Source organism: Streptomyces sp. NPDC005423 (genome assembly GCF_040606415.1).
Lineage (GTDB): Bacteria > Actinomycetota > Actinomycetes > Streptomycetales > Streptomycetaceae > Streptomyces.
Window position 1 is genome coordinate 1 of the sequence record NZ_JBEXET010000003.1, and the last position, 13,359, is coordinate 13,359.

14 protein-coding genes are annotated in these 13,359 nt (G+C 70.9%); 11 read left to right on the top strand and 3 right to left on the bottom strand.

The features are described from left to right. The 3 genes from ABZT12_RS06285 to truA all read left to right on the top strand — a co-directional run. A partial coding sequence (locus ABZT12_RS06285; RefSeq protein WP_302828514.1) for a DNA-directed RNA polymerase subunit alpha C-terminal domain-containing protein occupies positions 1-504 on the top strand: 504 nt, incomplete at its 5' end. 84 nt (positions 505-588) lie between these two features. Then, positions 589-1,122 carry a 50S ribosomal protein L17 gene (rplQ, locus tag ABZT12_RS06290; RefSeq protein ID WP_356378149.1) on the top strand — a complete coding sequence of 178 codons (534 nt, stop codon included), beginning with the start codon at positions 589-591 and terminating at the stop codon, positions 1,120-1,122. 72 nt (positions 1,123-1,194) lie between these two features. Continuing rightward, positions 1,195-2,061, top strand: a complete 867-nt coding sequence (gene truA, locus ABZT12_RS06295; protein WP_356378152.1) for a tRNA pseudouridine(38-40) synthase TruA — start codon at positions 1,195-1,197, stop codon at positions 2,059-2,061. 16 nt (positions 2,062-2,077) lie between these two features. On the opposite strand, the gene ABZT12_RS06300 is transcribed toward truA, so the two are convergent. Further along, on the bottom strand, positions 2,078-2,956 hold the full coding sequence (locus ABZT12_RS06300; protein ID WP_356378155.1) for a hypothetical protein: 879 nt from the start codon (positions 2,954-2,956) through the stop codon (positions 2,078-2,080). A gap of 805 nt (positions 2,957-3,761) precedes the next feature. Here ABZT12_RS06300 and rplM point away from each other — a divergent pair. From rplM to glmM, 3 genes are all read left to right on the top strand, one after another. Further along, positions 3,762-4,205 carry a 50S ribosomal protein L13 gene (gene rplM, locus ABZT12_RS06305; RefSeq protein WP_356378158.1) on the top strand — a complete coding sequence of 148 codons (444 nt, stop codon included), beginning with the start codon at positions 3,762-3,764 and terminating at the stop codon, positions 4,203-4,205. Between the two features lie 45 nt (positions 4,206-4,250). After that, the gene (rpsI, locus tag ABZT12_RS06310; protein WP_356378161.1) at positions 4,251-4,778 is read left to right on the top strand and encodes a 30S ribosomal protein S9; all 528 of its coding nucleotides are present in this window, start codon (positions 4,251-4,253) and stop codon (positions 4,776-4,778) included. 202 nt (positions 4,779-4,980) lie between these two features. Continuing rightward, positions 4,981-6,339: a phosphoglucosamine mutase gene (gene glmM / locus ABZT12_RS06315; protein WP_356378164.1), complete on the top strand. Its 1,359-nt coding sequence runs from the start codon at positions 4,981-4,983 to the stop codon at positions 6,337-6,339. Here the strand turns inward: glmM and ABZT12_RS06320 are convergent. Together ABZT12_RS06320 and coaA are read right to left on the bottom strand one after the other, a co-directional pair. After that, a complete protein-coding gene (locus ABZT12_RS06320; RefSeq protein ID WP_356378167.1) occupies positions 6,336-7,277 on the bottom strand; it encodes a DUF389 domain-containing protein in 942 nt (313 codons plus the stop codon). The genes glmM and ABZT12_RS06320 overlap by 4 nt on opposite strands. Before the next feature lie 16 nt (positions 7,278-7,293). Then, a complete protein-coding gene (gene coaA / locus ABZT12_RS06325; protein ID WP_356378170.1) occupies positions 7,294-8,283 on the bottom strand; it encodes a type I pantothenate kinase in 990 nt (329 codons plus the stop codon). A gap of 203 nt (positions 8,284-8,486) precedes the next feature. Between coaA and glmS the strand changes: the two genes are divergently transcribed. From glmS to ABZT12_RS06350, 5 genes are all read left to right on the top strand, one after another. After that, complete coding sequence (gene glmS, locus ABZT12_RS06330; protein WP_356378173.1) at positions 8,487-10,334, top strand: glutamine--fructose-6-phosphate transaminase (isomerizing); 1,848 nt, start codon at positions 8,487-8,489, stop codon at positions 10,332-10,334. A gap of 229 nt (positions 10,335-10,563) precedes the next feature. Beyond that, positions 10,564-10,911, top strand: a complete 348-nt coding sequence (locus ABZT12_RS06335; RefSeq protein WP_356378176.1) for a hypothetical protein — start codon at positions 10,564-10,566, stop codon at positions 10,909-10,911. Beyond that, positions 10,908-11,396: a hypothetical protein gene (locus tag ABZT12_RS06340; RefSeq protein ID WP_356378178.1), complete on the top strand. Its 489-nt coding sequence runs from the start codon at positions 10,908-10,910 to the stop codon at positions 11,394-11,396. Before ABZT12_RS06335 ends, ABZT12_RS06340 begins: the two co-directional genes overlap by 4 nt. After that, positions 11,393-11,764, top strand: a complete 372-nt coding sequence (locus ABZT12_RS06345; protein ID WP_356378181.1) for a holo-ACP synthase — start codon at positions 11,393-11,395, stop codon at positions 11,762-11,764. The genes ABZT12_RS06340 and ABZT12_RS06345 overlap by 4 nt, the downstream gene beginning before the upstream one ends. A 50-nt stretch (positions 11,765-11,814) precedes the next feature. Next, the gene (locus tag ABZT12_RS06350; protein ID WP_356378184.1) at positions 11,815-13,245 is read left to right on the top strand and encodes an NAD(P)H-hydrate dehydratase; all 1,431 of its coding nucleotides are present in this window, start codon (positions 11,815-11,817) and stop codon (positions 13,243-13,245) included. The last annotated feature ends 114 nt before the right edge of the window (positions 13,246-13,359 follow it).

A 13,359-nucleotide genomic window follows, 5' to 3' on the forward strand; every position in this document is an offset into this window, starting at 1 on the left:
GTCACGTACAAGGTCGAGGCGACCCGTGTCGAGCAGCGCACCGACTTCGACAAGCTGATCGTCGACGTCGAGACCAAGCAGGCGATGCGTCCGCGTGACGCCATGGCCTCCGCGGGCAAGACGCTGGTCGAGCTGTTCGGTCTCGCCCGTGAGCTGAACATCGACGCCGAGGGCATCGACATGGGCCCCTCGCCCACGGACGCCGCCCTCGCCGCCGATCTGGCGCTGCCGATCGAGGAGCTGGAGCTCACCGTCCGGTCGTACAACTGCCTCAAGCGTGAGGGCATCCACTCCGTGGGTGAGCTCGTCGCCCGCTCGGAGGCCGACCTCCTGGACATCCGCAACTTCGGCGCGAAGTCCATCGACGAGGTCAAGGCGAAGCTGGCCGGCATGGGCCTCGCGCTCAAGGACAGCCCGCCCGGATTCGACCCGACCGCCGCCGCCGACGCCTTCGGCGCCGACGACGACGCGGACGCGGGTTTCGTGGAGACCGAGCAGTACTGATCGGTTGTTGCCGGTGGGCGTCCGCCCACCGGGTCCTGACCCCGGTACCTGATACGGCCGGGGCAGATACCAAGGAGAAGACACATGCCGAAGCCCACCAAGGGTGCCCGTCTCGGCGGCGGCGCCGCGCACGAGAAGCTGCTCCTCGCGAACCTCGCGAAGGCGCTCTTCGAGCACGGCCGCATCACCACCACCGAGGCGAAGGCGCGCCGGCTGCGGCCGTACGCCGAGCGTCTGGTCACCAAGGCGAAGAAGGGCGACCTTCACAACCGCCGTCAGGTGCTCCAGGTGATCACGGACAAGAGCATCGTGCACACGCTCTTCACCGAGATCGGCCCGCGGTACGAGAACCGTCCGGGTGGTTACACCCGTATCACCAAGATCGGTAACCGCCGTGGCGACAACGCGCCCATGGCCGTCATCGAGCTGGTCGAGGCGCTGACCGTCGCGCAGCAGGCGACGGGCGAGGCCGAGGCCGCGACCAAGCGCTCCGCCAAGGACACCGAGGCCCCCGTCGAGACCAAGGCCGAGGACACCAAGGCCGAGGACACCAAGTCCGACGAGGTCGTCGAGGACGCCAAGCCCGAGGCTGGCGCCGAGGAGTCCAAGGACGCGTAACACCGTCGTTGGCGGAAGCGGGCCCGTCCCTTCGGGGGCGGGCCCGCTTTCCCGTACCTGAGAGGATCCAGGGTGAGTGACGAAGTGCAGCCCGGTGACGTCCGTGTCCGTCTCGACCTCTCCTACGACGGGACCGCGTTCTCCGGGTGGGCCAAGCAGGCCGGGGGACGGCGGACCGTGCAGGGGGAGATCGAGGACGCGCTGCGCACCGTGACGCGGTCGGGGGCGACGACGTACGAACTGACCGTGGCCGGGCGGACCGACGCCGGTGTGCACGCGCGGGGGCAGGTGGCCCATGTCGACCTGCCCGAGGCGTTGTGGGCGGAGCACCGCGAGAAGCTGCTGAAGCGGCTCGCCGGGCGGCTCCCGAGGGACGTGCGGGTGTGGTCTGTCGCGGTGGCCCCGGCGGGGTTCAACGCCCGTTTCTCGGCGGTCTGGCGGCGCTACGCCTACCGCGTCACCGACCGCCCCGGCGGTGTCGACCCGCTGCTGCGCGGCCACGTCCTGTGGCACGACTGGCCGCTCGACGTCGACGCGATGAACGAGGCGGCCCAACAGCTGCTGGGGGAGCACGACTTCGCCGCCTACTGCAAGCGGCGCGAGGGCGCGACCACCATCCGCACGCTCCAGCAACTGAGCCTGGTGCGGGGCGAGGACGGGATCGTCACCGCGACCGTGCGGGCCGACGCCTTCTGCCACAACATGGTGCGCTCGCTGATCGGCGCGCTGCTCTTCGTGGGGGACGGGCACCGCGGCCCCGACTGGCCGGCGAAGGTGCTGGCGGCCGGGGTGCGTGACTCGGCCGTGCACGTCGTACGGCCGCACGGGCTGACGCTGGAGGAAGTCGGCTATCCCGCCGACGAGTTGCTCGCCGCGCGGAGCAAGGAGGCGCGGAACAAGCGGTCGTTGCCCGGGGGGCCGTGCGAAACCTGTTCCTAGCCCGTGGTGTTGGAGGTCATCCGTTGGCGGCGGCCGAGGCCTGGGCCTCGCCGCGCCGGCCGATCTGGCGGAACGCGAACTCCGCCAGGTCGTCGCCGGTGGTGAACACCTTGGTGTCCTTCGTGGTGACGTCCTTGCCGGTGGTGAAGCCGGCGGTCGTGAAGTAGGCGTAGCGGCCGTAGGAGTTGGTCGTCGTGCGGCAGACCGCGCTGTCGCAGAACGGCTTGACGCCCTTGCCGGAAAGGGACTTGACGACGCTCCTGGTGTCCGCCTGGTCCTTGGTCCTGGTGGCCCCGGCCTCGGTGTCGAAGACGGCCACGCCGACCGTGACGGCGACGTCGTCCTTGGTGTAGGTGACGCGTATGAGACGGGTGCAGCCGTTCGCCGTGAGCACCTTGGGGAGGGTCGCCTGGGCGACCGACGCGCAGCTGGTGGTGGAGGCGGTGGGCCCCTTCTTGTACACGGTCGAGCCCATGGTGAGCTGCGTGCCCGGGAAGAGGGTGTCCGCGCTCAGCGGCGCGGTGTCCTTCGCCTTGCTGGAGATGAACTCCTTGGGGTCCAGCGGCGGCGGGGCGCTGGTCGGCGCGAAGGAGGGACCGGTGCTCCCTCCCGGGAGGCCGGAGGCCCCGGGCAGCTGTGAGGCCGGCTTGTTGGACGCCTGACTGTCGCCGTTGTTGGCGGAGACGACGGCCACCGCCACGGCAGCGCCGATCGCGACGGTGGCGAGTGCGCCACCGCCGACGAGCAGCACTCGACGCCGTTTGTTGCGCGTCTCGGACGCTTCGGCGAGCGCCGCCCAGTCAGGGGTCCGGCCGTCGCTGCCGGTCCACGGCTGCTGTGAATTCGGTTTCCAGGGATCCCACTGGGACTGGGGTCCCCCCTGCCCAAAGCTCATGGGCCGCATCTTAGACGGGGTGAGGGGGGTACCGGCCCGCCTCAAGGTGCTCTGTCGCGGCCGGGGTTGAGACAAGGAGCACGGACAAAAGCCCTAACTCAGGGTGGTTGGTGCGAGAGGGCGGTCCGGGTCGGCGGGCGGTCCGCGTGGTGTCGCCGGACGTGACCGCCGGCTCCCGTGTCCCGGGGTTGAGGGCGGCGCCCGGCCCGGAGGACGGCCCGCGCGCTCGTCGCGGGGACCGCCCGCGCGTGGCTGACCGGGGTGTCCGTGCGTGTGACCGTCTTCCCGCCCTCCCGCCGCTTCCGCGCCCGACCCCGCCCGCCGCGCCCCGGGCGCCGCTGCCGGGCGCGGTCACCGTCCGTCCGGTCGGCCGCCGGGCCGCCGCTCGACGCCCGTGTCCCGCCGTGGGCCGAGACATCCGCCACACCTGCCGGCCGGAGGTCCCGGTTCCGTCCGATGGCGGCCGTACGGGTTCCGGGGCGGATCGGTCATACTGGAACCAGGAACACGCAGGATCCGCGGTCGTCAGGGTTGGCGGGGCCGCCGCCACGGCGGTCCGGCTCACCCAGGTCGGCATGGGCCCGTAACCCCGTTTTGACCCGTCCGGGCCAGCGCAGGTATCCTGCTTGTTCGTTATGTGTATTGGCTTGCTCATTCTCACGTGAGGGGCCCTTACACCGGTCCACCGGGCCGATGACCAGCGACCAGCACGCGGAATGCGTCACCGCAGTGCGGTCAGGGCTGTCGTGATCGTCTTCGGTGACCTTGTCAGGACCATTCACTGAAGAAGCGAAGGCTACGAACCGTGCGTACGTACAGCCCCAAGCCCGGCGATGTAACGCGCCAGTGGCACGTCATCGACGCTCAGGACATCGTCCTGGGCCGTCTCGCCACCACCGCAGCGACCCTTCTCAGGGGCAAGCACAAGCCGATCTACGCCCCGCACGTCGACACCGGTGACTTCGTCGTCATCATCAACGCCGACAAGGTGCACCTGTCCGGCAACAAGCGGACCCAGAAGATGGCGTACCGCCACTCCGGTTACCCGGGTGGTCTGCGCTCGGTCCGCTACGACGAGCTGCTCGCCAAGAACCCCGAGAAGGCCGTCGAGAAGGCCGTCAAGGGCATGCTCCCCAAGAACACCCTGGGCCGTCAGATGCTCGGCAAGCTCAAGGTCTACTCGGGCGACCAGCACCCGCACGCTGCCCAGCAGCCGGTGCCGTTCGAGATCACCCAGGTCGCGCAGTAGTTCCGGCCACACCCCCCTAAGACAGAAAAGAATCTGAGGAGAACCGTGGCCGAGACCACCGTTGAGCAGCCGGTCGAAGAGAACGAGACCGAGCTTGTCGACATCGAGAGCTACACCACCGAGTCCGAGGTGCCCGTCGAGGGCGAGTACACCTCGGAGTCGCTCGCGGGCCGCTTCGGCGACCCGCAGCCGGCCGCCGGTCTGGGCCGGCGCAAGAACGCCATCGCCCGCGTCCGGATCGTCCCGGGCTCCGGCAAGTGGAAGATCAACGGTCGCACCCTTGAGGACTACTTCCCCAACAAGGTGCACCAGCAGGAAGTCAACGAGCCCTTCAAGGTGCTGGAGCTCGAAGGCCGCTACGACGTCGTCGCCCGCATCTCGGGTGGCGGTGTCTCCGGTCAGGCCGGTGCCCTGCGCCTCGGCGTGGCCCGTGCGCTGAACGAGGCCGACGTGGACAACAACCGCGGCGCCCTCAAGAAGGCCGGCTTCCTCCGTCGTGACGACCGTGCGGTCGAGCGCAAGAAGGCCGGTCTCAAGAAGGCCCGTAAGGCCCCGCAGTACAGCAAGCGTTAAGCTCCGCTGCTGCACGTACGTCTTACGAGCCCGCTCGTACGTACCCCGAACGCCCCGGCGGCACGCCACAGTGCCGCCGGGGCGTTCGTTTATCACAGCCTGGGGCGTATAACGGCACAAGACGCTCAAAGGCTTGTGTGATCGGATGACCAGGCATTTTATGGCTGGACGCGGAAACCGACGGCTTCCTCAAGGAGGACAAGTGGGACGACTCTTCGGCACGGACGGCGTGCGCGGTGTCGCCAACGCGGATCTGACGGCCGAGATGGCTCTCGGTCTCTCCGTGGCGGCGGCGCACGTGCTCGCCGAGGCGGGCACCTTCGCGGGCCACCGGGCGACGGCGGTGGTCGGACGGGACCCGCGCGCGTCCGGGGAGTTCCTGGAGGCGGCCGTGGTGGCGGGCCTGGCCAGCGCCGGTGTGGACGTGCTGCTCGTCGGCGTGCTGCCCACCCCCGCGGTGGCGTATCTCACCGGCGTGCTGGGCGCCGACCTCGGCGTGATGCTCTCCGCCAGCCACAACGCCATGCCCGACAACGGGGTGAAGTTCCTCGCCCGCGGCGGCCACAAGCTCGACGACGTCCTGGAGGACCGGATCGAGGCCGTCTACGAGGAGCACCGCACCGGCGCCCCCTGGGACCGTCCGACGGGCTCGGGCGTCGGCCGGGTCCGGCACTACTCCGAGGGCTTCGACCGGTACGTCGCCCATCTCGTCGGTGTGCTCCCCAACCGGCTCGAAGGGCTGAAGATCGTCCTGGACGAGGCGCACGGGGCCGCGTCCCGGGTCTCGCCCGAGGCGTTCTCGCGGGCCGGGGCCGAGATCGTCACGATCGGCGCCGACCCCAACGGCCTCAACATCAACGACGGCTGCGGCTCCACGCACCTGGGGCTGCTCAAGGCCGCCGTCGTCGAGCACGGCGCCGACTTCGGCATCGCGCACGACGGCGACGCCGACCGCTGCCTGGCCGTGGACCACACCGGCGAGGAGATCGACGGCGACCAGATCATGGCCGTGATCGCGCTGGCGATGCGGGAGCGTTCCGCACTGCGCTCCGACACCGTCGTCGCGACCGTCATGTCGAACCTGGGCTTCAAACTCGCCCTGGAACGCGAGGGCCTGACGCTCATTCAGACGGGCGTCGGTGACCGTTACGTGCTGGAGGAGATGAAGGCGCACGGCTACGCGCTGGGTGGCGAGCAGTCCGGGCACGTCATCATCCTGGACCACGCCACCACCGGCGACGGCACGCTGACCGGCCTGATGCTGGCGGCGCGGGTCGCCGCGACCGGCCGTACGCTCAAGGATCTGGCGTCCGTGATGGAGCGGCTGCCGCAGGTGCTGGTCAACGTGCCCGACGTGGACCGTACCCGGGTCGACACCTCCGCCGACCTGGCGGCCGCGGTCGCCGAGGCCGAGCGTGAACTCGGTTCCACCGGGCGGGTGTTGCTGCGTCCTTCGGGTACGGAGCCGCTGGTACGGGTGATGGTCGAGGCGGCCGACATCGACCAGGCGCGGTCGGTCGCGGGCCGGCTCGCGGACGCCGTCAAGTCGGCGCTCGGCTAGGACAGTTGGCGGGTGCGCTCGCGGTGCCTGGCCCAGAACCACTTCTGGGCGAGCAGGGTGAGCGTGCCCGCCAGCACGATCCCGCCCAGGTTGGCGAGCAGCTGCCAACTGGAGCCCCAGGTCTGGGAGTAGTCCCGGTAGCTGAGGGCGACGGCCGCGTTGGCGGCGGCCGGGACGGTCGTCACCGAGATCGCCACACCGATCAGGGCGCCCGACTTCGCGGACGTCAGTGACAGGGTGCCCGCGACGCCGGCCAGCAGGGCGACGACGAAGGACATCCAGTCGGGCTTCCAGATGAAGGCGGTGTTGGGCCGGCCCGCCTCCACCATCGACTGCTGGAAGAGACCGAAGACGTCCATCAGCCAGCTGAACCCGATGGTCAGCGTCATGGCGGCCGCGAACCCGGCGAGCAGCGCCCACAGCGACCGCCCCACCGACCGCGCCGAGCGCCGCACCAGTCCCGTCGAGATCCCCGCGAGCGGCCCGAACTCCGGTCCCACGGCCATCGCGCCGACGATCAGGATCGCGTTGTCCAGCATCACACCGCAGGCCGCGAGCATCGTGGCGACGGACAGGAACGCGATGTAGGTGACGGTGAGGGTCGACTCCTCGTGGGTCGCGTCCGCCAGGTGTTCCCACAGCACCGCGTCCGCGCCTTCGCCGGGCGCCTCGTCCTCCGCCCTGTCGGCGTGCGCGGAGAGCGACAGACCGATGTCGTCGACGGCGATCGAACCGGTCCGGTCGAGCTTCAACGCCCGCAGCGCGCCGATGAGTTCGTCCCCCGTCTCGCGCGCCGCATCGCACAGCACGAGGTCCCCGGCGGGGTCGCGCGCGGCACCGGGCACGACGACGAGGTGCGTGGTGCCGACGGTCGACTCGATGAGCCGGACCACGTCGTCGGTGGTGTCGGCGGGGGAGATCAGGCGCAGGTGCAGCATGGGGGGAGGGTAGCCGTCACAGCTTGCGCAGACTCAGCCGCTGGACCTTGTGGTCGGGGCCCTTGCGGACGACGAGCGTGGCGCGTCCGCGGGTGGGGGCCACGTTCTCCAGCAGGTTCACCTTGTTGATGGTGCGCCAGGTGGTGCGGGCGTAGTCGAGGGCCTCCTCCTCGGAGACCTGGGTGTACTTGCGGAAGTACGAGGAGGGGTTCTGGAAGGCGGTCTCGCGCAGCCGCCGGAACCGGTTGAGGTACCAGCGCTCGATGTCCTCGGGGCGGGCGTCGACGTAGACGCTGAAGTCGAAGTAGTCGGCGAGGCCGACGCGGGTGCGGCCGTCCTTGCCGGGCAGGGCGGGCTGGAGGACGTTGAGCCCCTCGACGATCAGGATGTCGGGGCGGCGGACCGTGAGCCGCCGGTCGGGGACGATGTCGTAGATGAGGTGCGAGTAGACGGGTGCCGTGACCTCGTCCTTGCCCGCCTTGATGTCGGCGACGAACCGGGTCAGCGCACGGCGGTCGTAGGACTCGGGGAAACCCTTCCGCGACATCAGCCCGCGGGTCTCCAGTTCGCGGGTCGGGAGCAGGAAGCCGTCCGTGGTGACCAGTTCGACGCGGGGGTGCTCGGGCCAGCGGGAGAGCAGCGCCTGGAGCAGCCGGGCGACGGTCGACTTGCCGACGGCCACGGAACCGGCGACGCCTATCACGAACGGGGTGCCCGCCTGCGAGCCCTGCTCGCCGAGGAAGGTGTTGAGTGCGCCTCGCAGGCCGTCCGTGGCGCCGACGTAGAGGTTGAGCAGCCGGGAGAGCGGCAGGTAGATGTCCCGTACCTCGTCGAGGTCGATGACGTCGCCGAGGCCGCGCAGTTTCTCCACCTCCGCCGCGTTCAGCGGCAGCGGCGTCTTCTCACGCAGCGCCTTCCATTCGGCGCGGGTGAGGTCGACGTAGGGAGTCGCCTCCGGCTTGTGCCGGTGGGCGCTCCGGGGCAACGGGGAGACCGGAGAGATCACCCTCCATTGTTAACGGAGTTTGAACGGCCCGGCGGGTGGAGTACGTCACGCAAGGGGTGGCCGGCCGGGTTGTAGGGGTGCCTCCGGGGAGCGGGCCTCCTGGCGGGCCGTTCTCAGGTCCCGCTCTCGATCATGGCCGTGATTTCCGAAACCGGGCACGCGGTGCCGGGTTGGGGCGGCCTTCGGCGCCTAGGCTGCCGCACATGTGCGGAATCGTGGGATACGTGGGGTCGCAGTCGGCACTTGACGTGGTGATGGCCGGGCTGAAACGGCTGGAGTACCGGGGGTACGACTCGGCGGGTGTCGCCGTGCTCGCGGACGGTGGGCTGGCGGCGGCCAAGAAGGCCGGGAAGCTCGTCAACCTGGAGAAGGAGTTGGTCGACCGGCCGCTGCCGACGGGTTCGACGGGGATCGGGCACACCCGGTGGGCCACCCACGGGGGTCCGACGGACGCCAACGCCCATCCGCACCTCGACAACGCGGGACGCGTGGCCGTCGTCCACAACGGCATCATCGAGAACTTCGCCCAGCTCCGCGCCGAGCTGGCGGAGCGCGGGCACGAGCTCGCCTCCGAGACGGACACCGAGGTGGTCGCGCATCTGCTCGCCGAGGAGTTCTCGGCCTGCGCGGACCTGGCGGAGGCGATGCGGCTGGTCTGCCGGCGGCTGGAGGGCGCGTTCACGCTGGTCGCGGTGGACGCGGACGAGCCGGACGTGGTCGTCGGCGCGCGGCGGAACTCGCCGCTGGTGGTGGGTGTCGGCGAGGGCGAGGCCTTCCTCGCCTCCGACGTCGCCGCGTTCATCGCCCACACGCGGTCGGCGATCGAGCTGGGCCAGGACCAGGTGGTCGAGCTGCGCCGGGACGGTGTCACGGTGACGGGTTTCGACGGCGCTCCGGCCGAGGTCCGCTCCTACCACGTCGACTGGGACGCCTCCGCCGCGGAGAAGGGCGGCTACGACTACTTCATGCTCAAGGAGATCGCCGAGCAGCCCAAGGCGGTCGCCGACACCCTCCTCGGCCGGATCGACGCCTCCGGCTCACTGTCGCTGGACGAGGTCCGCATCCCGGTCCACGAACTGCGCGAGGTCGACAAGGTCGTCATCGTCGCTTGCGGTACGGCCTTCCACGCGGGGCTCATCGCCAAGTACGCCATCGAGCACTGGACGCGTATCCCCTGCGAGGTGGAGCTGGCCAGTGAGTTCCGGTACCGGGATCCGATCCTCGGTTCGCGTGCGCTGGTGATCGCCATCTCGCAGTCGGGCGAGACGATGGACACGCTGATGGCGCTGCGGCACGCGCGTGAGCAGGGTTCCAAGGTGCTGGCGATCTGCAACACCAACGGTTCCACGATCCCGCGCGAGTCCGACGCCGTGCTGTACACGCACGCCGGGCCCGAGGTGGCGGTCGCCTCGACGAAGGCGTTCCTGACGCAGCTGGTGGCGTGCTACCTGGTCGCCCTCTATCTGGGCCAGGTGCGCGGGACGAAGTGGGGTGACGAGATCCGGGCGGTGATCCGTGACCTGTCGCGGATCTCGGTCGAGGTCGAGCGCGTCCTCGAAACGATGGAACCGGTACGGGAGTTGGCGCGTTCGCTCGCCGGCAAGAACACGGTGCTGTTCCTGGGCCGGCACGTCGGATATCCCGTTGCGCTCGAAGGCGCCCTCAAACTGAAGGAGTTGGCGTACATGCACGCCGAGGGCTTCGCGGCGGGCGAGTTGAAGCACGGACCGATCGCACTGATCGAGGAGGACCTGCCGGTGGTCGTCATCGTCCCTTCGCCGCGCGGCCGTTCGGTGCTCCACGACAAGATCGTCTCCAACATCCAGGAGATCCGGGCGAGGGGTGCGCGGACGATCGTCATCGCGGAGGAGGGGGACGAGACGGTCGTCCCGTACGCCGACCATCTGATCCGTATCCCGTCCACCCCGACGCTGCTCCAACCCCTGGTCGCGACGGTCCCGTTGCAGGTCTTCGCCTGTGAACTGGCCACGGCGCGCGGCAACGAGGTCGATCAGCCCCGGAACCTGGCGAAGTCGGTGACGGTGGAGTAGGGGAACGGCTTCCGCCTGGTGCGGGGGGTGTGCGGGACCGCGGGACGGTGACGGCGCATACGTGCGCGGGAAGTGGCGGTGCGGAGAGGAACCGGCCCACGGGCCGCGGGCTCGACCACGAGGCGTACGCGCCCGTTGTGCATGGGCCGCGGGGCCGTTCGACTGCGGGGCGCGTGGCTGGACCGCCCAGCGGACGTATCCCCTGGTGGTGGGACCGGACAATCTTCCGGTGATCGCCGACGAGAGGACCATCGCCGAGCAACCCGCGATGGTCAACTACTTCCCTGGTCGCGGCACGGTCATGGAGAGGGCCTACCTCGAAGGCAAGGCTGAGGGCAAAGCCGAAGGTGAGGTCGCCGGGGAGGCCAAGGGGGTTCTGCGTGTGCTGGAAGTGCGGGGTCTTCCGGTCTCGGACGAAGCCCGTGAGCGCATCGTTGGTTGCACCGATCTCGACCGCCTCAACGACTGGCTCGACCGGGCCGGAACTGTCGACGGCGTGGAAGACCTGTTCGTCAGCGTCCCTGATGTCCCTGACGTCCCCGGTGCCCCCGGTGTCGCCGAAGGTGCCGCGCCGTGACTCTCGACCACCGGCCTGACGACCGGTTCGGCCAGCTGAGTCCGGAACTGCGGGAGCGGCTGGAGTGCCGCGCCATGGTCGGGCTGTTCTCCATGGCCATCGCCCTGGCCCCGGAGGCGGCGATCGCCCATCACCGCACCCTCCTGAACGAATACAGCCGAGACGAGTCCCTCGCGCTGCACGAGGTCACCTATCTGCGCTCCACGGCGGAAAGCTGGTCCGAGGAGTTCACGGAGGGCTGGTCCGCGGGCTTCGCCGAGGGGCGGGCGACGGCGGTCCTGAGGATCCTGCAGAGCAGAGGCGTGCATCTCACCGGCACCGACTGGGAACGCGCGTCACGGACTGCTCCGACCTGGCGACGCTCACCCACTGGCTGCGACTGGCCGCCACCGTCGAGGACGCCAGGGATCTGTTCACCGCACAGTCCGCTCCGTAGCAGGGGGCACGGCAGCGCCCCGGCCCCGGCTCTAGGCTGCCCGGTATGAGCATCATCGGCGTCGGTATCGACGTAGCCGAGATCGGCCGGTTCGCGGCGTCGCTGGAGCGTACTCCCGGGATGGCCCAACGGCTTTTCCTGGACAGCGAGTTGTTGCTGCCGAGCGGGGAGCGCCGGGGGACCGCCTCGCTCGCCGCGCGGTTCGCCGCGAAGGAGGCGCTCGCCAAGGCGTTGGGCGCGCCGGGCGGGCTGTACTGGACGGACGCCGAGGTGTACGTCGAGGAGAGTGGGCAGCCCCGGCTGCGGGTGACCGGGACGGTCGCGGCGCGGGCGGCGGAACTGGGGGTGCGGTCCTGGCACGTCTCGCTGAGCCATGACGCCGGAGTGGCGTCGGCCGTGGTGATCGCGGAGGGTTGAGGGCGGGCCGCGGGTGCGTCGGGGGCGGGTTCCGGGGCAGACTCGGTGCCATGCGTACTGCGTACAGCGTGGAGACGGTCAGGGCGGCTGAGCGGGAGCAGATGGCGTCGCTCCCGGACGGGACGTTGATGCGGCGGGCGGTCGCCGGACTCGCCGCCGTCTGCGCCCAGTTGCTGGGGCGGGTCTACGGCGGCCGGGTCGTCCTGCTGGTCGGCAGCGGGGACAACGGCGGGGACGCCCTCTACGCGGGCGCCCGGCTGGCCCGGCGGGGCGCCGGCGTCACGGCCGTACTGCTCTCGCCCGAGCGCACCCACCCGGGCGGCCTCGCCGCGCTCCGGCGCGCGGGGGGCCGTACGGTCTCCCCGGCGCATGCCGGTCCGGTACTGGCGCGGGCCGATCTCGTCGTCGACGGAATCGTCGGGATCGGCGGCAGGGGCGGGCTGCGGCCGGACGCGGCACGGCTCGCGGAGCTGGTGGCCGGCGGCCGGGCCGCCGTCGTCGCCGTCGATCTGCCGAGCGGGGTCGAGGCGGACACCGGCGAGGTGCGCGGGCCCGCCGTCCGTGCCGACGTCACCGTCACCTTCGGCACCCACAAGCCGGGGCTGCTGATCGATCCCGCGCGGGAGTACGCCGGTTTGGTGCGGCTCGTCGACATCGGGCTCGAACTGCCCGGCCCGCCCGAGCTGGAGGCGTTGCAACACGCGGACGTGGCACGGCTGTTGCCCGTGCCGGGGGCCGAGAGCGACAAGTACCGGCGGGGGGTCGTCGGGATCGCCGCCGGGTCCGGGCGTTATCCGGGCGCGGCCGTCCTCGCCGTCGCGGGGGCGCTGCGGGGCGGGGCGGGGGCCGTACGGTACGCCGGGCCGGCCTCGGACGCGGTGATCGCGCGCTTCCCCGAGGTGCTCGTCTCCGACCTCGGACCGCGCAAGGCGGGACGGGTGCAGGCATGGGTCGTCGGGCCGGGTGTCGGGGACGACGCCGGGGTGGTGGCGGAGGTGCTCACCGTGGATGTACCGGTGCTCGTCGACGCGGACGGGCTGCGGCTGGCCGGGCGGGAGGCCGTACGGGCCCGTACGGCGCCGACGCTGATGACCCCGCACGCGGGAGAGGCCGCCGCGTTGCTCGGCGTCGCGCGCGAGGAGGTCGAGGGCGCTCGGCTGGACGCCGTACGGGAGTTGGCGGGGCGGTACGGGGCGACCGTGCTGCTCAAGGGGTCGACGACGCTGGTGGCCTCGCCTGCGGGCGGCCCGGTGCGGGTGAATCCGACCGGCACGGCGTGGCTCGCCACGGCGGGCAGCGGAGACGTGCTGTCGGGGCTGACCGGGTCGTTGCTGGCGGCCGGGCTGCCGGCGTTCGACGCGGCGAGCGCGGGGGCGTATCTGCATGGGCTGGCGGGGCGGTTGGCGGCGGACGGGGCGCCGGTGGGGGCGCACGATGTGGCGGAGGCGCTTCCGGAGGCGTGGCGGGGCGTACGGGGGTGAGGGGATGAGGGGGTGACGGGCGCGGGAGGCTCCGCTCGCCCGGCGGCCAAAGCTGCCGTACTGGTCCGCTGAGCTCTCTGGCGATACGTGGCGATTCGTAGCGATCCGTGGCGC